The sequence below is a fragment of the Moorella thermoacetica genome (assembly GCF_001267405.1).
In the GTDB taxonomy this organism is placed as follows: Bacteria; Bacillota; DSM-521; order Neomoorellales; family Neomoorellaceae; genus Neomoorella; species Neomoorella thermoacetica.
Map to the genome: position 1 here is coordinate 1,597,535 of NZ_CP012369.1, position 20,278 is coordinate 1,617,812.

The 20,278-nt window shown below is 54.6% G+C and carries 17 protein-coding genes and 1 other RNA gene; all 18 read right to left on the minus strand.

The annotated features are described in order from the left end of the window. Nucleotides 1-4: 4 nt before the first annotated feature. Nucleotides 5-487: a hypothetical protein gene (locus MOTHE_RS12875; protein WP_011393169.1), complete on the minus strand. Its 483-nt coding sequence runs from the start codon at nt 485-487 to the stop codon at nt 5-7. Beyond that, nucleotides 468-1,421: a hypothetical protein gene (locus MOTHE_RS08090; protein WP_011393170.1), complete on the minus strand. Its 954-nt coding sequence runs from the start codon at nt 1,419-1,421 to the stop codon at nt 468-470. Before MOTHE_RS08090 ends, MOTHE_RS12875 begins: the two co-directional genes overlap by 20 nt. Continuing rightward, complete coding sequence (locus tag MOTHE_RS08095) at nt 1,402-1,746, minus strand: M48 metallopeptidase family protein (protein WP_053095247.1); 345 nt, start codon at nt 1,744-1,746, stop codon at nt 1,402-1,404. The genes MOTHE_RS08090 and MOTHE_RS08095 overlap by 20 nt, the downstream gene beginning before the upstream one ends. Nucleotides 1,747-1,811: 65 nt before the next feature. Continuing rightward, on the minus strand, nt 1,812-4,709 hold the full coding sequence (locus tag MOTHE_RS08100) for a type I restriction endonuclease subunit R (RefSeq protein ID WP_011393172.1): 2,898 nt from the start codon (nt 4,707-4,709) through the stop codon (nt 1,812-1,814). Further along, entirely contained in the window at nt 4,693-6,000 is a 1,308-nt protein-coding gene (locus MOTHE_RS08105) for a restriction endonuclease subunit S (protein WP_428846499.1), read from the minus strand. Before MOTHE_RS08105 ends, MOTHE_RS08100 begins: the two co-directional genes overlap by 17 nt. A gap of 13 nt (nt 6,001-6,013) precedes the next feature. Then, nucleotides 6,014-7,564 carry a type I restriction-modification system subunit M gene (locus MOTHE_RS08110; protein ID WP_011393174.1) on the minus strand — a complete coding sequence of 517 codons (1,551 nt, stop codon included), beginning with the start codon at nt 7,562-7,564 and terminating at the stop codon, nt 6,014-6,016. Between the two features lie 320 nt (nt 7,565-7,884). After that, nucleotides 7,885-8,214 carry a thioredoxin gene (gene trxA, locus MOTHE_RS08115; protein ID WP_053094891.1) on the minus strand — a complete coding sequence of 110 codons (330 nt, stop codon included), beginning with the start codon at nt 8,212-8,214 and terminating at the stop codon, nt 7,885-7,887. A 22-nt stretch (nt 8,215-8,236) separates the two neighbouring features. After that, nucleotides 8,237-8,530 (minus strand): metal-sensitive transcriptional regulator, encoded by a 294-nt coding sequence (locus MOTHE_RS08120; RefSeq protein ID WP_011393176.1) that lies wholly within the window; start codon nt 8,528-8,530, stop codon nt 8,237-8,239. Nucleotides 8,531-8,598: 68 nt separating this feature from the next. Further along, nucleotides 8,599-9,300, minus strand: coding sequence for a tRNA threonylcarbamoyladenosine dehydratase (locus MOTHE_RS08125; protein WP_200901656.1), 702 nt, complete (start codon nt 9,298-9,300; stop codon nt 8,599-8,601). Nucleotides 9,301-9,344: 44 nt separating this feature from the next. Beyond that, nucleotides 9,345-9,529, minus strand: a non-coding RNA gene (gene ssrS, locus MOTHE_RS12880) — 6S RNA. A 95-nt stretch (nt 9,530-9,624) separates the two neighbouring features. Further along, nucleotides 9,625-11,427 (minus strand): aspartate--tRNA ligase, encoded by a 1,803-nt coding sequence (gene aspS / locus MOTHE_RS08130; RefSeq protein ID WP_011393178.1) that lies wholly within the window; start codon nt 11,425-11,427, stop codon nt 9,625-9,627. Then, nucleotides 11,421-12,692: a histidine--tRNA ligase gene (gene hisS / locus MOTHE_RS08135; protein WP_011393179.1), complete on the minus strand. Its 1,272-nt coding sequence runs from the start codon at nt 12,690-12,692 to the stop codon at nt 11,421-11,423. Before hisS ends, aspS begins: the two co-directional genes overlap by 7 nt. Nucleotides 12,693-12,715: 23 nt before the next feature. Continuing rightward, entirely contained in the window at nt 12,716-13,339 is a 624-nt protein-coding gene (locus MOTHE_RS08140; protein WP_011393180.1) for an MBL fold metallo-hydrolase, read from the minus strand. 200 nt (nt 13,340-13,539) lie between these two features. After that, entirely contained in the window at nt 13,540-13,989 is a 450-nt protein-coding gene (gene dtd, locus MOTHE_RS08145) for a D-aminoacyl-tRNA deacylase (protein ID WP_011393181.1), read from the minus strand. An 82-nt stretch (nt 13,990-14,071) separates the two neighbouring features. Continuing rightward, on the minus strand, nt 14,072-16,225 hold the full coding sequence (locus tag MOTHE_RS08150; RefSeq protein WP_053094892.1) for a RelA/SpoT family protein: 2,154 nt from the start codon (nt 16,223-16,225) through the stop codon (nt 14,072-14,074). Nucleotides 16,226-16,229: 4 nt separating this feature from the next. Continuing rightward, nucleotides 16,230-18,986, minus strand: coding sequence for a single-stranded-DNA-specific exonuclease RecJ (gene recJ / locus MOTHE_RS08155; RefSeq protein ID WP_053094893.1), 2,757 nt, complete (start codon nt 18,984-18,986; stop codon nt 16,230-16,232). Further along, nucleotides 18,983-19,342: a LapA family protein gene (locus MOTHE_RS08160; protein WP_011393184.1), complete on the minus strand. Its 360-nt coding sequence runs from the start codon at nt 19,340-19,342 to the stop codon at nt 18,983-18,985. The genes recJ and MOTHE_RS08160 overlap by 4 nt, the downstream gene beginning before the upstream one ends. Further along, on the minus strand, nt 19,339-20,265 hold the full coding sequence (locus tag MOTHE_RS08165) for a cation diffusion facilitator family transporter (RefSeq protein ID WP_011393185.1): 927 nt from the start codon (nt 20,263-20,265) through the stop codon (nt 19,339-19,341). The genes MOTHE_RS08160 and MOTHE_RS08165 overlap by 4 nt, the downstream gene beginning before the upstream one ends. Nucleotides 20,266-20,278 lie beyond the last annotated feature (13 nt).

A 20,278-nucleotide genomic window follows, 5' to 3' on the forward strand; every position in this document is an offset into this window, starting at 1 on the left:
TACTTCATTTTTTAGTTATAAGTCCTATTATGTTTTTAATGACCCATAAGCATCTTGCTATCCTCAGGGTAGATATCATTAAACCCCATAAGATAATATAAGGCATTATTGGTATTGGCTTATTATCGTGATCCAATATTATAGCAAATAAAGCTATAAATAATAGCATTCCTAAACAACGGCTCGTACTTAGATAAACATCATAAATTTGTTTGTAATATTTACTTTTCTTTAATAACTCTAAGCTTGGAGTTTCTTTCATGCTGATAAGAATGGAGAGCCCAGTAATTACAAAACCAATTAAAGCACCTGCAACACTAATAATAGTGTTATATAATGAAAGTCTTATTCCAACTAATAATTCAAGAATTTTACTGTTTAGAGGGGTCCTAATGGCAATAAGAAATATCAGCCCTGTAATAATAACAGAGGCAATTAAATCATATAGTAAGAAGTTCTTTTCATATTTATCCCTTAAGCTCCCCATCGCTATTTCCTACCAATACTAACTGGCTATAAAGTTCTTGGAAAGCACTTTTTATAGCATTATACATGCTATTTTTATCTATAGAACGTCGTCTATCATCAGTCCTTACCACTTTCTTACTGGCGACAAATTTATCTTGTAATAGATCAAAGGTCCTTTGCTCTTCTGTTAATTTATCTGTACCTCTTACTTTAAATTTACCTATATTGCCCCTTACATCTGGATCAGGTGAATTTAAAAGGTCTTTAACTTTTTCTAAAAGCCACGGAAAAGAAAATCCTTTTCTTGAATACCTCTTTCGTCTTAACAGTATTTCTATTGTCTCTGCATCACTAGCATTAGCTGCAGCTTTAAATGCAGACGCCAAGTTTTCATCTAATTGTTTTAAAATATCAACCCCATTTTTTTGAACCTCTATCTCTATTAAAGCAACTTCGCCAATTCGTCGTAATAAATCATCGATATCATGATTTAAAATCGGCTTAAAGGTAACATCATTGATAAGCCCATTTGCTTTTCTTTGAATATATAATGCCAAACTAGAAGGTCTAGGTCCATAGTAATTAAATTCAATACCTATAATTTTTTTATCAGGAAAAAATACAAAATGAGTAATTTCCGCTAGGCCACTATCGTCAGGAATATTTAAGGGAATTAAATTACCGTGCCTTTCTACATCTGGTAGCAAATTTCTTCTTGTTACAATTAAGCGACCACATATTGTATCAGAATGTTCATCAACAAACATGAAGAGGTTATTCATATTCTCTAAAGTTAAATATCTATTAAACTCACCCTCAAAGGGTAAGTTTTCAATATCTAAAAAAATTTGCCTCGATACCTGTTCATAATTAGGAATTGGAGCTAAAATCTCTCCATTAACTCTTTTTAGTTCTACACCAAAAAAGCCTATTTTACGTTGAATAGTTTGCATGTAGATCACCTTCAACTTTAATTTTATTAACACCATACTTCGTCAGATAAGCCCTAAGCATCGCCTTAAACAGTGGCCCATGATTGGGTATCCTTAAATGCAGCAGTTCATGCACAATTACCTCAGCCCGGAAAGCTGCCGGCTGTTTTAACAACTCTGGATCAAAGGTTAAGCGTCCTTTACTGGAACAACTCGCCCATTTTCGTTTCATGGCGCGTAAGTGTACTTCTTTCGGCTCAACACCGATCCGCCTGGCCCAGGTGGCCACCTCGGCCCGGAAAACTGCCTCCGAAATGACTTCTTCCAGTTTATCAAGGGGTGCCAGGGCTGAGACACCTTCATAGGGTATATCTCCATGCTCCCAGATTAGATAATCGTCTAACACCAAGCTCATCGCCTGGCCCCCTTTATCAGTTTCATAATCTGATCTACAATGTCTCCCAATTTATTACCCGCCTTCAGTCCTGCTCTCTTGAGATTTTTATAAAACTCCCATACGATTTGCCGCTCCTGGCTTTCGCTGCTCTTCCAGTAGGGATAATTTATAAAAGCCCTGGCCATATTTAGGGCTACCTTTTCAGCACCCTTTATCCCTTGCCGCTTCAAATACCAGTAAACAGCATAGGTTTCAGGAGCCATATCCTTTTCGGCTCGTTCCCGCTCCGAAACAAGGTATTCTTGAATTAAACTTTGCAAACGCTGCAATGCTTCCTGGGTACTTAGCTGCCGCTCCTGGTAGGCCTGGGCTATACTTTCCGCCATCTCGCCAATGGATAAAAGGTAAGGTGCTTCCTGTCTTTTCGCGGCAACAGTATTCTCGAGGCTTTTCAAGAGGTTAAATACCTCAACGGTGTATGACGCCCTGGTCTCAGCTATTCTTTCCAGAGCTTCTTCATTTATTTGGTAAACTGTCACTGCATCCTGGATAGCACCAGGTAGCGTATGTTCCTGGACCAGACGGGCTGTTTTACGCATTAACTCATGGTCCAGATTGACCCCCGGCTCAACAGAACGCAGGAGCCGATATAGCCGGGCCAACTGGTCGTAGTCATCCAGGTACTCCCTTAAAAAGGGATCTGGCGATATAATCTCGAACAGGTTGGCCAGCTCTTTGAAGAAAGCATAATACTCCTGGCGCGCTTGGGGCTCCCGGAAGTGTTCCAGGGCTTTTTCTGCCGCCTTATCTTGCTTATAGTTTTCGATAATAGCCAGGTATTTCCTTCTACCTTCAGTTATCATTTCTTGAAAACGATTTTTAAGGATATCCAGGTCCTGGATAGTCCCTTCAATGTCTTTGGAGTCAAAGGCCAGGGCCTTTTCCAGGTTTGCAAAGATACCGACAAAATCGAGGACAAAGCCAGCCGGTTTTTGGTGGCCATTTTCATCTTCATAGGGACGGTTCACCCGGGCGATGGCCTGCAAGAGGACATGGTCCCGCATGGGTTTATCCAAATACATACAGTAAAGCACCGGGGCATCATAACCGGTAAGGAGTTTCTCTGTGACGATGAGTATCTTGGGCAATTCCCCAGGTTGGCGGAAGGCCCTGCGTACCCGCTTTTCCTCTTCTTCGGAAAGATAATAACGCGCCAGATGCGGCTGGTCATTGTGGCCCCTGCTGATCACTACCTGCGAATACTCCGGCGGCAGGTATTTATCCAGGGCCTCTTTATACAGGGTGCAAGCCTCACGGTCCACAGCCACCAGGAAAGCCTTATAACCCATCGGTTCGATATATTCCCGGTAATGCCGGGCTACATAAGCAGCGATGCGATCCACCCGCTCCCGGTTTTTGAGCATATTCCTTAGGGTAACGGCCTTCTCTAAGACCTTATTCAGTTCCTCGATATCGCTGACCCCTTCGGCCGCCGCCAGGTTTAGAAATTCTTCTTCCAGGGTTTCCCGGTCAACGCGCAGATCGTTAGGTGCCAGGGAGTAATGGAGGGGCACGGTCGTACCGTCGGCGATAGATTCCGCAATGCTGTATTTATCTAAGTAACCTTGAGGTTGGTCGTCGCAGCCAAAAACTTTGAAGGTACCCTTACCGTGGGCGGTGCGGTCAATGGGTGTACCGGTAAAACCGATATAGGTAGCATTGGGGAGAGCCCCCATGAGGTAATTGCCCAAATTGCCCCCGGTAGTACGGTGGGCCTCATCTACGAGGACAAAGATATTGTCGCGGCAGTTGAGCTTAGCCGGGATGTCGTCAAATTTATGGATCATGCTAACAATAAGGCCCCGGCGGTCGGAAGCCAGGAGTTCTTGCAAGTGGCGTTTACTCCGGGCTACTTCGACCATACCCAGGCCACAGGCGGCCAGGTTATTGAAGAGTTGCTGTTCCAGCTCATTGCGGTCAACCAGCATAAGCACCGTGGGATTATTAAAACGAGGGTCTTCAATCAGCTTTTTGGCAATGGTGATCATGGTGTAAGTTTTACCCGACCCCTGGGTGTGCCAGACCAGGCCCCGCTTTTTGGTGGGGTCCAGGGCGCGGTTAAGGACGCGGCCAAGGGCCCGCATCTGGTGCGGCCGTAAGATAACTTTACTTAATTCATCATCCCTGCGGGTAAACATGATAAAGTCGGTTAAGACCCGTAAAATCCGCTGGGGATGGATGAAGCTTTTTACCATGGTTTCGTAATCCTGACCTGTACTTTCGTCCCGCCAGTTGAAAAGGTTTTTCCGGCTTAAGCTCCAGGTGGTCCCATAATAGAAATGGACCAGGTGGGTCAAGGCATAGACCTGTTCCAGGGCCATGAGCTCCGGAGCCTCCCGGTGGTAGCGGCGCATCTGGTCCAGGGCTTTGGCAATGCCTTCTATCTCACTGGTGGATTTCGTTTCTACCACCAGTACCGGGATGCCATTAATTAAAAAGACGATATCAGCACGAATGGTATATGTGCCATTGGTATAGGTAAATTCATCGGTAACCTGAAAGATGTTGGCCCGCCAGTTGTCCAGGTCCAGCAGGCGGATATTCCGCTCCCTTTTCTCGGTCTCAACGTATACCGTCCGCAAGCCCTTCAGGTATTCCCAGGCCTGAAGGTTGCCTTCGATGGTAGGCGGTAACCGCTCCAGCCGCTTTAATACCTCTTCGGCACGCAGGTGGTCGACCACACCGGGGTTTAACTTCTGGAGCTGGCTGATGAATACCTGGCGATCAATTAAACCACCTACACCACCCCGCCTGAGCTCTAAATCCTGCGGGATTATGTACTGCCAGCCTGCTTCAGTAGCATAGCGGATAAATGGGTTTTGTACTGCGGCCCGTTCACTGCCTAAGGGCATCTTCTTTCACCTCCAGGTCTTTGACGCGCACCTTGCCGGTCATAAGCAGGTGAAGCATGGTTTGGAAGAGGGATTGGAGGGTGGATTTGCGATATTCCTCGGCTTCGATTTTTTTATCCACTGTAATAAGAAAGCGGGCAATTTGGCGTTGCTCAGAAAGGGGTGGGATAGGAATTAAGTAATTCTGGATTACTGATTTAGAAATTCTCTGTCTTCCTGTTGTGCCTTCCATTTTACCCGCTATATCTTGCCTGACTTGTGGTATCAAAAGATAGTAAAACAAATATAGGATTTCTAAGAAATCCTTTCTTGCCTTAATTGGATAGACTTCCGTTGTAGCAAATGCAAAAGGCTTTGGAATTTGTGAAATAATACCTTGCTTATAGTTTTCAAATGATGGCGTAATCTTGGCTAGTAAAAGATCGCCTTGTTCACAATAAACGCCACTACTAATCTCGGAACTAGGCTTAATGATATACTTTTGGATATTGACTCTTCCAATAGGTATTAGCTCCATTGGAATAAAAGGAATGTTACCGGAATAATTAAGGCCTCGGGGCTTTTTTGTGAAGTCAGCTACTTCTCTTAACCTGACTACTTCCCAATGCTCCGGCACCATTCCGATTTCAGTTTCCTTCAAGGGTACGCGGTCGATCTGGTCAACAGGTACCGGGCCATAGGTGAAGAGGTGGCGCATGAGCGACTTTTTCAGTTCCCGGGTGGCGGCGATAACCTTATCTTGAAGTTGGATAGCCCTTTGGATAGTTGAAAGTACATAGGCAATCTTGCGCTGCTCATGCAGTGGAGGAAGAGGTGCGTCTATGTTCTTGAAATCCGTTTTGCGGATGGCCCGCCTACGGTTTACGGCCCCAGAGGCATAACGACTGTAGGCTTTTATCGCAGAGGGTGTTCTCAGCCAAAAGTCAAAGAAATATGCATCAGCTACCTTCTTATTTACCGATAGTACTGGGTATACTGGGCTGACAAGACCAGCTTCTAACCTATTGAGAATATGAATAGCTCCTTCCCAAATCACATAAGGGTTGTAGACTAACTCTTTCTTGTAGACCACCTTGTAGTTACTCAAATCGTCTGTTGCAATTCGCTTTTTAAAACGTTCTGTTTGCGGGATTATGCCATTGTTTTTTGTTAAAGACAAGACTGGAAGGCTGGCAGCGTTTTTCACATTATTAACACGTCTGTCTACCTCTTCAAAAACTTTCCCCAGCCTCACCACTTCCCAATCCTCCGGCAGCACCCCAATCTCCGTCTCCTTATATCCTTCCTTCACCTCATTAACTTCCTTACCCATTCAGCCAGCCTCCGAAACCCAACTTACCCAGGATATCATTCAGTTCCTTATCTACGGCTTGCCGTTCTTCCTCGACCTCGGCCAGCTCGACCAATATTTCCTCTATGGGCCGGTATTCTTCTTTGCCATTAATAGATACATAGCGAGAAGGGCTAAGATTGTAGTCATTGCGGGCTGCTTCTTCTACTGGAATTATTTTGCTTAATCCCTCTTCTTCCCGCCATTCCCGGTAGATGCTATAGACCTGCTTTATATGCTCATCTTCCATGTAATTCTTGGGGCGCCCTTTGGTGAACAGTTTAGAGGCGTTGATTAATAAAATCTCCGCTGGATGCTTTTTGGCCTTATTTATGACCATGATTATACCCGGGGCGGTAGTATTATAGAACATATTTTCCGGCAACAAGATAACGCACTCTACCAGGTCGTTTTCAACAAAGACTTTACGAATGTCCCTCTCCCGGTTGGAGCCCTGGTTACCGCTGCCCCGGGAGACTGAACCGGTATCCAGGACCACGGCCATTTTGCCCCCTTCTTTCAGGGAGGCAAACATATGCTGGATCCAGCCCCAGTCAGCGCTTGATGCCGGCGGAATGCCGCCAAACTTAAACCGATCAAAGGGGTCTTCTTCATATAGGGGAAGGGGGAATTTCTGGTTCCACATGGGATTAGCAGTGACCTTATCAAAGGTACGCAAAGAACCGTCGGGATTGGTAAAGGCCGGCCGGGCCATTGTATCGCCCAGGCGAATATCAGCCTCCAGGTCATGGATAAAGGCGTTCATTTTGGCCATAGCGAAGGTGGTATAAAGGATTTCCTGACCATAAATCTTAACCGGTGCTATTCTAGGGTCATCACCATAAGTTTCCTTAAGAGCTAATACGCTTTTGATCAACAGGCCGCCGGAACCGCAGGCCGGGTCATAGATCTCATCTCCTGGTCGGGGCTCCAGTAGATAAGCCATTAGCCAGGTAACTTCCCGGGGGGTATAGAATTCGCCGGCACTCTGGCCCTGGCCCTCGGCGAATTTGCGCAGCAGGTATTCATAAGCCCGGCCCAGGATGTCTACTTCTACATCTTTTAACCCTAAACGATGGCGGGAAAGGACTTGAATCAGGTTATAGAGACGGTCGTTATCAATAACCGGCTGGCCGGCCATCTGGGCGTTGAAGTCAATGTTCTCAAAGATGCCGTGCAGTTTAGGATTCTCCCGGGCTACAGCCCGCACGGCACTGGTAAGGTATTCGCCTATGTTGGTAGTCTGCCGGGAAATAGCATCCCAGCGGGCCTGGGGAGGGATATAAAAACGCACCAGGGCATGGTCTTCCTCAACCTGTTTCAGGGCTTCCTCTATACTATCAAATATCTCTTCGGCCAGCCTGGCTATTTCATCTTCAAATACGTCTGACAGGCGTTTTAGGAAGATCAGGGGCAATATGTAATCCTTATACTTGGGAGCATCAACTGCACCGCGAATTACACAGGCTGCCTCCCATAGCCAGTTTTCCAGGGTGCTAAGATCCATATTGGTGTTTTCCGTCATGGCCTTTCCTCCGTTATTACATGGGAATTATATGGTTCATTCCCACTTACCTTCTTTATCAAGTTAGGCAACTGTTTTACTCGCTGTTTTTTCTTTCTTTTTTTGTCATATTGGGTGACTAATATTTTTCTTCTACTAACAAACAACGAATTTACCCATATTATTCTTTTTTTCTGCGCCAGATCCTTCTATCTCTACATTTCCTCCCCGTTTTTTCCTGCTAGGCCCCTCATGCAATGACCGCATCCTGGGGGCAGGCCATCCAAACAAAAACCCCGGGGTACTACCTGCGTTGTCCCCGGGGGCGATATATCTATAAGCTATAAATTATTCTCCAAAACCTGGGCCAGTTTTTCCTTGCTCTGATAACCGACTGTCCAGGCGATAACCTCACCGTTTTTAAACAGGATCAGGGTAGGGATGCTCATGATCCCGTAGTCGGCGGGGATCTTGGGGTACTCGTCTACGTTCAGCTTGGCCACCTTGACTTTGCCGGCGTACTCCTGCGCCAGCTCGTCCACAATGGGAGCAATCATCCGGCAGGGACCGCACCAAGCGGCCCAGAAATCAACCAGGACCGGGGTTGTTGCCGAGAGCACTTCTTCTTCAAAATTGGCGTCCGTCAGGGTTATAATATTTGACGCTGCCATAGCGCTGCCTCCCCAGGATTTTTTAACTTATGAAGCGGTTTAGGACATCAATGAGTTCGCTGATGATCTCTTTATCTGCCTGGTTGACGATCGCCGTCCGGACACAGCCCCGGACATGGGCTTCAAAGATCATGCTACCCACCTTTTTCAGCGCCGCCCGTACGGCCGCAATCTGGATCAGGATATCGACGCAGTACTTGTCCTCCTCGATCATGCGGTGGATACCCTTGACCTGACCCTCAATCTTCCGCAGGCGGAGCAGCAAATCCTCCCGCTGGGGCGCATAGGAGCTTTCTTCGCCGGGTCTCCTGCTCAATCTTTTCTACCCCCTTTCCCGGGGTTTGTACCCCTGTCCAGTATAATGGATTTTCCCGGCACAGGCAACTACTTACTGTAACTGTCACCCTGCAGGAGGGCCCTCACCACCAGGTTGGCCAGGATCAGGCCGGCCACCGCCGGAACGAAGATCATACTGCCCGGGGGTTGTCGCTCCCCCGGTGCCAGTTGCGGTTTCGTCCGGACCTCTAGGGGTGGCTCTTCCGAGTATACCACCGTCAGGCCCCCGGCGATCCCCCGGGCCCGGAGGCCCCGCCGGACAGCCCGGGCCAGAGGACAACCCCGGGTGGCGCTGATGTCGGCTACCCGCAGCAGGGTGGGATCCAGGCGGTTACCAGCGCCCATACTGCTGACTATGGGCCGGCCGGCCGTGACGGCCGTGGCCAGGAGGTCGATCTTGGCCTTCACGCTGTCGATGGCGTCCACCAGGAAGTCCAGGTCCGGCCGGACAAACTTTAAGCTCGTGGCCGGGCTGTAGGCTTCCTGCCGGGGGATAATGGTCGCTTCCGGGTTAATATCGCGGCAGCGGGCCGCCAGGACGGCGACCTTGGGTTGTCCCAGGGTGGAACCCAGGGCCGGGAGCTGGCGGTTGAGGTTGCTGGGTTTGACTACGTCCGGGTCTACCAGTTCCAGGTAACCGACCCCCGCCCGGGCCAGGCCTTCTACGGCAAAGGAGCCGACGCCGCCGGTACCGATAACCGCCACCCGCGCTGCGGCCAGGCGTTTTCGGCCTGCAGCACCGATGAGCATTTCCGTGCGGGTCCAGAAACTCTCCACAGTTGCACCTCAAAAAATAAAACCCCACAAATGCCGTGAATGCCGTGGTTTTTGAACCTGCTCTCAGCAGGTGGGTACCTCCACGGACACTTTTTGCTTCCCCTGGAAACTGGGGCCTGCAAGCCATGCCCGGATGTCAGGTTCCCTAAGTTTTGGTGTTGGCTCAAAACTGCACGGCTCTTCACGAACATCGCAGGGTAAAAATCTTTTCGTTTTCCCTTGACACCAATGATATTAACATAAACTTAAAGTTTTTGCAAGTACCGGGCCATGCCACCTGTTACCGGATCAGGCGTTTCAGGCAGGATTGGTACTCTTTCGTGCCGTGCTCCGTAGGTGGAGTTCCTGGAGTTGCTCCGGGGATACGCCCGAGGGGGCCGCCGTCATCAGGCAGGTGCCGCTCTGGGTCTTGGGGAAAGGGATGCAATCGCGGATAGTATCCCGCCGGGCCATAAGCATCAGCATCCGGTCCAGGCCAAAGGCGATGCCGCCGTGGGGCGGGGTACCGTATTCAAAGGCATCCAGCAAAAACCCGAATTTATCCCGTGCGGCCTCCGGGGTAAAGCCCAGCAGATTAAACATCTTCTCCTGGATGTCCCGGCGGTGAATCCGGATACTGCCCCCGCCCAGCTCGACGCCGTTTAAGACCAGGTCGTAGGCCAGGGCCCGGACCCGCAGGGGGTCGCTGTCCAGCAGGGGCCAGTCTTCTTCCATGGGCATGGTAAAGGGATGGTGCACGGCTACATAACGCTTCTCTTCTGCACTGTATTCCAGGAGGGGAAACTCCGTCACCCAAGTAAAGGCCAGCTGTTCCGGATCATAGAGGTGCAGGCGCCGCCCCATTTCCAGGCGCAGGGCTCCCAGGGCCGTGGCGGCCGTCGTTTCCGTATCGGCCACAAAGAGGAGGAGGTCGCCGGGCTTGCCTGCCAGGCGGGCGACCAGGCCCTCCAGCTCGCCGGAGGTGAAGAACTTGGCAATGGGGGAACGGATGCCCTCGGGGGTGACGGCCATCCAGGCCAGCCCTTTAGCGCCGAAGACCGCCGCCTGCCTGGTCAGCTCATCCAGTTCCCGACGGGAGTACCCGGCGCAGCCCGGGGCGCAGAGACCGCGTACCACGCCCCCGCGGGCAACGGCCTCGGCAAAAACTTTAAAGCCGCAGCCGGCCACCAGGTCGGATACGTCTACTATCTCCATACCGAAACGGATATCGGGCTTGTCGGAGCCGTAACGGTCCATGGCCTCCCGGTAAGTTAGGCGTGGCAGGGGCAGGGCCAGCTCCACTCCCAGGGTCTCCCGGAAAACATAGGCCATGAGTTCCTCGACTAGTTTGAGGATATCCTCCCGCTGGACAAAGGACATCTCCATATCCAGCTGGGTAAACTCCGGCTGGCGGTCGGCCCGCAGGTCCTCATCCCGGAAGCAGCGGACGATCTGAAAGTACCGCTCTACCCCGGCCACCATGAGGATCTGTTTGAAAAGCTGGGGGGATTGGGGCAGGGCGAAGAACTCCCCGGGTCGCAGCCGGCTGGGCACCAGGAAGTCCCGGGCCCCTTCCGGTGTGCTGCGGGTCAGCATGGGGGTTTCAATCTCCCAGAAACCGCGGGCGTCCAGGAAGTCGCGGATGGCCCTGGTAGTCCGGTAACGCAGGTAAAGGAGCCGCTGCATCTCCGGCCGGCGCAGGTCCAGGTACCGGTAACGCAGGCGTAAGGCTTCATCCACATCAATGCCGTCGTCGATATAAAAGGGCGGCGTCTTGGCCCGGTTTAGCAGGCGAAATTCCTCGGCCACCACTTCGATTTCGCCGGTAGGCAGTTTGGGGTTGACAGTCCCCTCGGGCCGACGGCGCACCAGGCCCCTGACGGCCACCACATACTCGTTGCGTACTTCTTCTGCCTTTTGAAAGGCCGGCCCGGACTTCGGGTCGCAAACTACCTGCACCAGGCCGGAGCGATCCCGGAGGTCAATAAAAATCAGGCCGCCGTGATCCCGGCGCCGGTGGACCCAGCCCATCAGGGTGACTTCCTTGCCGGCATCAGCCGCCGTCAACTCCCCGCAGCCGTGGCTGCGGTGGAGTCCGGCCAAACCCTCAACCACTACCATCCACTCTCCTTCATTTTCCTGCAATAATCTACTACCGCTGCCAGGGGGACCTCTTCCTGGCTGCCGGCGTCCAGGCGGCGTACTGAAACCCGGCCCCGGGCCAGCTCTTCCTCGCCCAGGATTACCGCCATCCTGGCCGGGTAGCGATTGGCATACTTCATCTGGCCCTTGAGGCTGCGTTCCAGGTAATCCTTATCGGCCCGGATGCCGGCGGCTCTAAGGCCGGCCAGTAAACGGAAGGCCGCCAGGTCCACGCCGGTGCCGGCAGTCACCACCAGGACGTCCACTCCCCCCTCCGGCGGCGGTTCCTGGCCTTGGATCTCCAGGGCCAGCAGGACCCGCTCCAGGCCTAAGCCAAAACCAATCCCCGGTACCTGCTTGCCACCCAGGGCCGCCACCAGGCCGTCGTAGCGGCCGCCGCCGCCAATGGAGCTCTGGGCGCCGATACCCTTCACCATAATTTCAAAGGCCGTCTTGGTATAGTAGTCCAGCCCCCGGACCAAATGCTCGTCCAGAATAAATTCGATACCCAGGGCTTTCAAATACTCCTGGACCCGGTGAAAGTGCCCGGCGCAATCGGGGCACAGGGAAGCGGTCACCGTGGGCGCCTCCCTGACAATCTCCTGGCAAGCCGGGCTCTTGCAGTCAAAGATCCGCAGGGGGTTGCGCTCGAAGCGGCCCTGACAGGTAGGACAGAGCTCTTCCAGGCGGGGACGCAGGTAGGCCTTGAGTTTCTCCCGGTGGGCCGGGCGGCAGGCCGGGCATCCGACACTGTTTAGATGCAGCTCCAGGTCCTTTAGCCCCAGGCGGGTATAAAAATCCATGGCCAGGGCGATGACCTCGGCGTCCAGGGCCGGGTCCCGGGAACCAAAGGCCTCGACGCCGAATTGATGAAACTGGCGCAGCCGTCCGGCCTGGGGCCGGCCGTAGCGGAACATGGGCCCCAGGTAGAACAGCTTTACCGGCAGGCCGCGGGCCTCCAGGCTGTGTTCCACAAAGGCCCGTACCACCGGGGCCGTGCCTTCCGGCCTCAGGGTCAGGCTGCGGTCACCGCGATCAATGAAGGTGTACATCTCCTTTTCGACGATATCGCTGGTATCCCCCACGCCGCGGTTAAAAAGCTCGGTATGTTCAAAGATGGGCGTCCGGATCTCCCGGTAGCCGTAGAGGCGGCTGACCTCCCGGGCCGTGTTCTCCAGGAGATACCAGCGGCCGACCTCTTCCGGCAGGATATCTTCCGTGCCCCGCGGGCGACTGGTTAACATGACCGTCCTCCCAAAATAATGGATTAAGTGAAGAAGGGGTTATCCACCCGTTCGGCGCCGATAGTTGAGGCTGGACCGTGACCCGGGTAAACCTCCAGGGCGTCGTCCAGGGTGAAAAGTTTTTCCTTGATGGAGCTAATGAGCTGGCTGTAGGAGCCACCGGGGAAATCGGTCCGGCCGATAGACCCGGCAAAAAGGGTGTCACCGGTAAAAACTAGCCCCTCCCCGTGGAGACAAATCCCGCCCGGGGTATGGCCGGGGGTATGGATAACCCTGAGGGTAACGGTTTTACCGATGGCTATGGTATCGTCTTCCTCCAGGAGGCGGTCGGCCGGGGGACTGGCTTCCCGGGAGCCGAGAAGGACTGACAGGTTACGGCCAGGGTCGGTGAGGTAGTGGGCATCCGCCCGGTGGATCAGGATGGCGGCGCCGGTGGCCGCCTTGATGGCCCCATTGGCGCCGATATGATCGCCGTGGCCGTGGGTATTGATGATCTGCTTGATGTTCAGGCCGGCCTCCCGGGCCGCCGCCAGGATACGCTCGCCTTCGGCGCCGGGGTCGATGACGGCCCCTTCGCCCGTTTCCGGGCAGCCGATGAGGTAGCAATTGGCTCCCAGGGGACCCACCACCAGGGTCTTGAGGAACATAAGTCGACCTCCTCCAGTAATATGATTCTACCAAATTAGGCCATTATTGGTCCGCTTCCCTAGAGCTGGAGGTACAGGCGCCGGGCTCCGGGTGCTCAAGCTAGCGAACTTGGCGCTTAAGTTGCTCAAGCGGCGGGGGTGGCTTGGCTTTATCTCTTTGCACAGGCGTCAGCTCCAATGAGGGGCTCCGCCGTACACTTTTAAAAAAGCCGCTGGCTGTCCAGGAGCATGGTTACCGGGCCATCGTTTTCCAGGGCCACCAGCATGTCGGCCTGGAATCGGCCGGTGGCCACCTTCAAGCCCCGGGCGGCCAGGGCGGCAACGAACTGGCGGTAAAGGTTAAGGGCCTGCTCCGGCGGGGCCGCGGCGGTGAAACTGGGCCGCCGGCCCTTGCGACAGTCGCCGTAGAGGGTAAACTGGGAAACTGCCAGGACTTCCCCGCCGGTGTCCCTGACGGACAGGTTCATTTTACCATCCTCGTCGGCAAAGATCCGCAGGCCGGCGATTTTATCGGCCAGGTACTCCACGTCGGCCGGGCCGTCCTGCTGCCCCACCCCCAGGAAGACGAGCAAACCGGGACCGATTGTCGCAATCTCTTCCCCGGCTACCGTAACCCTGGCCTTTTTGACCCGCTGGACTACCGCCCTCATGGGTAGCCACCTCTCCTGCAGTTTAACACAAATACACCCCGACTTCTATAGTTATTAGCATCTCACGATAATAGTAACTCCTTTACCCGGGAACTACCCTTTTGACCTCGGTCACATCCCGGATGCGGCGCACCTTGTCCATGATGTACTCCAGGTGCTCCAGGCTTCTGATCTCAATTTTCAGATCCACCAGGGCCTGGTCATTGCGGGTGGCCCGGGCATGGATGGAGTTGATAATAGTCTTGGTATCCGCCACCGCGGTCATGATGTCCAGGGCCAGGTTGGGCCTGTCCAGGGCCAGGGCTTCAATCTGCACCTGGTAGGTTGCTTCGGCTCCGTCGTCCCAGGCTACTTCGATAATCCGCTCCTTCTCCGTCTCCTGGTGATGGAGAATATTGGGACAATCGGCCCGGTGGACAGTTACTCCCCGGCCCCTGGTGATATAGCCGATAATGGCATCGCCGGGCAGGGGATTACAGCAGTGGGCCAGGCGGATCTCCAGGTTGTCGACTCCTTTGACCCGTACGCCGTGGGAAGGCTTGCCATAACCGCTCCAGGGCTTGAGGGTGTTCTTGACCACTTCCTCAGGCGGCGGTTCTTCTTCCCCTTTGAGGCGGCCAAGGACCTGGAAGGGGGTGATAACGCCGTCTCCAACCGTTGCGTAGAGGTCCTCTACGGTGGCCAGGTTGAATTTCCGGGCTGCTTCCTGGAGGAAGGACGGCTTGAGGACCTCTTCCGGGTCGAACCCCTGTTTCTGGCATTCCTTTTCCAGAAGTTCCCGTCCCCGGGCCAGGTTCTTCTCCCGTTCCTCTTTCTTAAACCACTGGCGAATGCGGTTTTTGGCCTGGGAAGTCTTGACGATATGCAGCCAGTCCCGGCTGGGCCGGCTACCCTTGGTCGTCAGTACCTCTACTATATCGCCGGTCTTTAACTGGTAGTCCAGGGGAACGATGCGGCCGTTCACCCGGGCGCCGGTACAGCGATGCCCGACGTCCGTATGCACCCGGTAGGCAAAATCAATGGGTACCGAACCCGCCGGCAATTCGACGACATCCCCTTTAGGGGTAAAGACATAGACCCGGTCGGAAAAGAGGTCGATACGCAGGGATTCCATGAACTCCCGGGGGTCCCGCATCTCCCGCTGCCAGTCCAGGAGCTGGCGCAACCATGTCAATTTCTGCTCGAACTCCCGGTCGGAAGTACCGCCCCCTTCTTTATAGCGCCAGTGGGCGGCGATACCGTATTCGGCCGTACGGTGCATCTCCCAGGTGCGGATCTGGATCTCAAAGGGATCCCCGTTGGGCCCAATGACGGTGGTATGCAGGGACTGGTACATATTGGGCTTGGGCATGGCCACGTAGTCCTTGAAACGCCCGGGGATGGGCTTCCAGATGGCGTGGACTACCCCCAGGACGGCGTAACATTCCTTGACAGTATCGACAATCACCCGCACGGCGATGAGGTCGTAGATCTCGCTCAGTTCCTTGCCCTGCTTTACCATCTTGTTGTAGATGCTATAAAAGTGTTTGGGCCTTCCCTGGATATCGGCTTTGATGCCGGCTTCATCCAGCTTCTGCCGCAGGATGTCGACTACCTGCCGGATATACTCTTCCCGTTCCCGCCGCTTCATGTTGATACTGTTGACCAGTTCGTAGTAGCGCTCCGGTTCCAGGTAGCGCAGGGACTGGTCTTCCAGTTCCCACTTCAGGCGGAAGATACCCAGTCGATGGACCAGGGGAGCAAAGATCTCCAGGGTTTCCCGGGCAATCTCCTGCTGCTTTTCCGGTGGATGGTATTTTAAAGTCCGCATGTTGTGCAGGCGGTCGGCCAGCTTGATAAGGATGACCCGGATGTCTTGGGCCATGGCCAGGAACATCTTACGCAGGGTTTCCGCCTGCTGCTCTTCCTTGGTCTTGTACTCCAGGCGGCTCAACTTGGTGACCCCGTCCACCAGCAGGGCCACTTCCTCGCCAAAGAGTTCTTTGATGGTGTCCAGGCTGACAGGAGTATCTTCCACCACATCATGAAGGAGGGCGGCGGCGATGGTGACTACGTCGAGCTGGAGTTCCGCCAGGATAGCAGCCACCTGCAGGGGATGGGTAATGTAATCCTCCCCGGAGCGCCGTTTCTGGCCTCGATGGGCCGTAGCCGCGAGGGTATAGGCGTCCCGGACCAGCTTCAAATCGGCATCCGGCTGGTAATTTCTAATCTGTTGTTCCAGTTCTTGCAGGTCCACCAGGTTACCGCACCTCCCCTCCCGGCAGTTGTCGCCTGAATTGCCGGGCCAGTTCCCTTTCGGCCCGGAGCTGCCGGTAGCGTCTGGAAGCCATCAGGTCGCGTTTGGTTTCTACTTCCAATGGCTGGATAAATAAACCCTGATCCCGGCTGGTGACCTGGATCAGCCCGAGTTCTTCAAAGATAGCTAGGTAACATAATTGATGATATCCCTTATTATTAACTATGTAAAGACCGCGGCCGTTGCCCAGCAGCTTCTGTAACCGGCGGTAAAATACCGCCAGCTCCTGACGCAAATCCGGGACCGGCCTGTCCCCAGCCGCCAGGAGAATAGCCACCCGGGGCACTTTTTCACCCGGAGGGAGGGCCAGCTCCACCTCCTCCAGGCTGTCGGGAAGATAGGTAAAGACCACCAGGTCGGCCGGGTAAAACCACGCCGGAACCTCCCGCCGGGCCACCAGCAGGGGGAGCCGGCCGGCCAGGGCTCCTTCCCGGGCCAGGGCAAACTGCCGGTAGTCACTATAAGTATCCACCGCCAGGGGTACGCCGGGCAGGGCGCCGGCAAGCCAGCTTACCAGCCAGGGAATTCTGCCGGTAGCGGCATAGAGGAGGATGCGCTCGCCCCTTTCCAGGCCGGCAGTCAATAGGGGTAATAGCTCCGGCCATACCTCCAGGGCCGCCGGGTCGCCGGCAGGCCGCAGTAATTGCTCCGGCGGCAGATCAGCGGCCGCCAGGGGCGAGGCCAGGAGCGCCTCTTTCCCGGCGGGTGTTACCGGCCAGAAGGGGCTGCAGGTAATTAACCCCCGGGCCCGGCTCAAAACCCGTTCCACCCCGGCCCGGCCCAGCCAGGGGCCCAGGGGTTGCAGGGTTTCCGGCACCTGGAAAAAACGCCTGCAGCCGTTATAGGCCTGGCGTACAGCCGCCGTCGTCGCCAGGCATACTCGTACCCGTGGGCCATAGGTAGCAAGCAATTCCTGGAGCTGCCGGCCCCAGGTCGGTGCCGGGCCGTCTTCACCGGTGGCCGCCACCATTCCTTCCGCCCGTTCCGGTAGTGTTGCTCCTGTTTCCGCCGCTTTCAGGGCCACGAGCCTTAGCTGCAGTTCCTCCCGGTCCCGGTAGGTGTTGCGTTCCAGGTAAAAGGCCAGGTCAACATGATGCCCGGGAGACAACCCCGGCGGCAGGGAGAGGTTAAAGCCAATGGCCCCAATTTCCCTACCTTCCCCGCCGGCAGTCAGCTTCAGGTGGGCGCCGTCCCTGCCCACCTGGCGGGCGGCCTTAATCAGGGCGCGGCGGGTAACCAGGACGGGCCGGGGATTCCCTTCGCCAAAGGGGGCCAGCTGCTCTAATTCCTCCAGGAGCTGCCAGTCCAGCTGGCTGACAAGGACCTCCGCCTCAGGCGCTACTTCGGGAGGCGTTTGAACCTCAGCCATGAGTGACTTTACTATTTCATTAAAGGCGGCCTGGAAAGCCGGTATTTCTTTGGCGGCGATTTCCAGTCCCCCTGCCCGGGCATGACCGCCAAAGGACAGGAGGTAGGAACGGCACCTGGCGAAGATTTCATGGAGATTGATACCCGGGAGGCTACGTCCCGAACCCCGGCCCCTATCGCCTACCACGGCTATTAAAACAACCGGACAGTTATATTTTTCCACCAAGCGGGCGGCGATAATGCCAGTTACTCCCGGGTGCCAGCCCTCGGCCGCCAGGACCAGGCCTTTTGCTCCTGCAGCTAAAGCCGTCACGGCCATGGCTTCAGCCTCGGCGGCAATGCTCTCCTCCAGGTGTCTCCGGGCCTGGTTTTCCTCCTGCAGGCGCTGGGCCAGTTCCAGGGCCCGCTGGGGAGAAGAAGTTAGCAAAATTTCCAGGGCCGGCATGGCATTTCCCAGGCGGCCGCAGGCATTCAAACGGGGAACAAGGCCAAAGGCCACTTCCCGGGCCGTCCACTCCCTGGCCGGTAGACCTGCCACCTCTGCCAGGGCTTTCAAGCCAGGCCGCATGCTACCGGACAGGGCCTTTAAACCCAGCTGGACCAGGAGGCGGTTTTCTCCCAGGAGGGGTACGGCGTCAGCGATAGTCGCCAGGGCTACCAGGTCCAGGGCCCAGCCGGCGGCCACACCTCCCTGGGGTGCCAGACCAAAGTGGGTCGCCAGGGACTGGGCTAGTTTGAAGGCCACCCCGGCGCCGCATAGGGGAGGCAGGCCCGGTGCCAGCAGGGGATTAACTACGGCACTCGCCTGGGGCAGGCTTGTCCCGGGTCGGTGGTGGTCGGTAATAATCAGGTCCAGACCTTGTTCCCGGGCGAAGATGGCCTCCTCCAGGGAAGTAATGCCACAGTCTACCGTTATGACCAGCTGACAATTTAACTCCAGGGCTTTAATGAGGCTCTTCTTTTTTAAACCATAACCCTCCGTTAGACGGTCGGGCAGGTAAACTTCAGCCTCAACCCCCAGGCGCGCTAGGGTTTCCAGCATAATGGCCGTGGCCGCCAGACCGTCGACATCATAGTCACCATGGACCATAATTTTTTCCCGCTTTTCTATGGCCTGGACCAGGCGCTCCCGGGCCGCCGGCAGGCCGGGAATTTTCTCCGGCGGGATAAGATTGGCCGGGTCCGGCTGGAAAAAAGCCCTGGCCGCTGCCGCTGTAGTTATGCCCCGGTTAATGAGAATTTGCGCTGTTATAGGTGAGATATGTAACTCCCGGGCCAGGGCCAGCCTCTCCGGCAGGTTTACTGGAGGCATGGCCCACTGGGTTCCTGTCAAGCTTCCTGCTTCCTTTCTTGCTGGCCTGCTCCTTTTCCCGCTGCCACTAGTTCGAGGCGGGCTATGGTTTCCTGCAGTCTTTTATGCTGGCTTTTTAATTCTCTTATTTCCCTGGCCTGGCGTACCTGCCTGACGGCGCCCAGCAAAAATACCACCAGAGCACCGAAGGCTGCTGACCCCAGAATAACCAGGACCAGGGAAATATTACTAAATTGCCAGGCTAAAAAATTAATTTCTACCGGGCCTGCATTCTGGACGGCAAAGATAGCCACCAGCAGGGCAAAAAAAATGGCCAGGAGGGAAAAAATCTGCATCACGGCCACCCCCGAAAAATAGACGATGTTCGCATCTATCAATTCGCCTTCGAGGAACGATTTTCCTTCTCCGGGCAGGTGGTACACACCTGGCAATCCACCGCTGAAGAGCAGGGTTCGGCATGGATTAAAACATCGGTGTAAGGTAGAGCTGCTCTTATCTCATCGCCAATATGCTCACAGAGGTTATGGACATAATCGATATGCTTGTAACGCGGTACCACCAGGTGCAGGTCTACCTGGCGGTCCCGGCCGGCCTTGCGGGTGCGTAATTTATGGAATTCAACATACTCATGGGCATGGCGGGCGATAATTTCTTTAATTACCTCTTCTTCTTCAGCCGGCAGGCTGACATCCATCAGGGGCAGCATGGCCTCCCGGGTTAAATGGTAGGCCGCCTTGATGATCATGGCGGCTACCACCAGGGCCACCAGGGGATCCAGCCATTGGAAACCGGTAAAATAAAGGGCTGCCAGGCCCAGCATTACCCCGGCGGAAGTATAAACATCGGTACGCAGGTGCCAGGCGTCGGCCTCCAGGGCGATGGAGTCCGTATCTTTCGCAACCCGGAAGAGATAACGGGAAACCAGGTAGTTGACTACGCCGGCCCCGCCCATAACAGCCACGCCGGTCAGGGGTTCGCTAATGGCATGGCTGCCGCTGATAAACCTTTTGATTGCTTCATAGATAATCCAGAGGGCTGCCAGGAAAATCAGCAGGGCTTCAATGGTACCCGAAATATTTTCAATTTTACCATGGCCGTAGCGGTGCTCGGCATCAGCCGGCTTGCTGGCTTCCCGGACGGAAAAATAGGCTATCGCCGCCGCCACCAGGTCCAGGCCGGAGTGGATGGCTTCCGACATGACACTGACCGAGTGCATCCAGTAACCGATCCCCAGTTTACCCAGCACCAGGATTATGTTGGAAAAGATAGATACCCTGGCAGCTCTGGTCCGCACATCCATTTTTAAGGCCTCC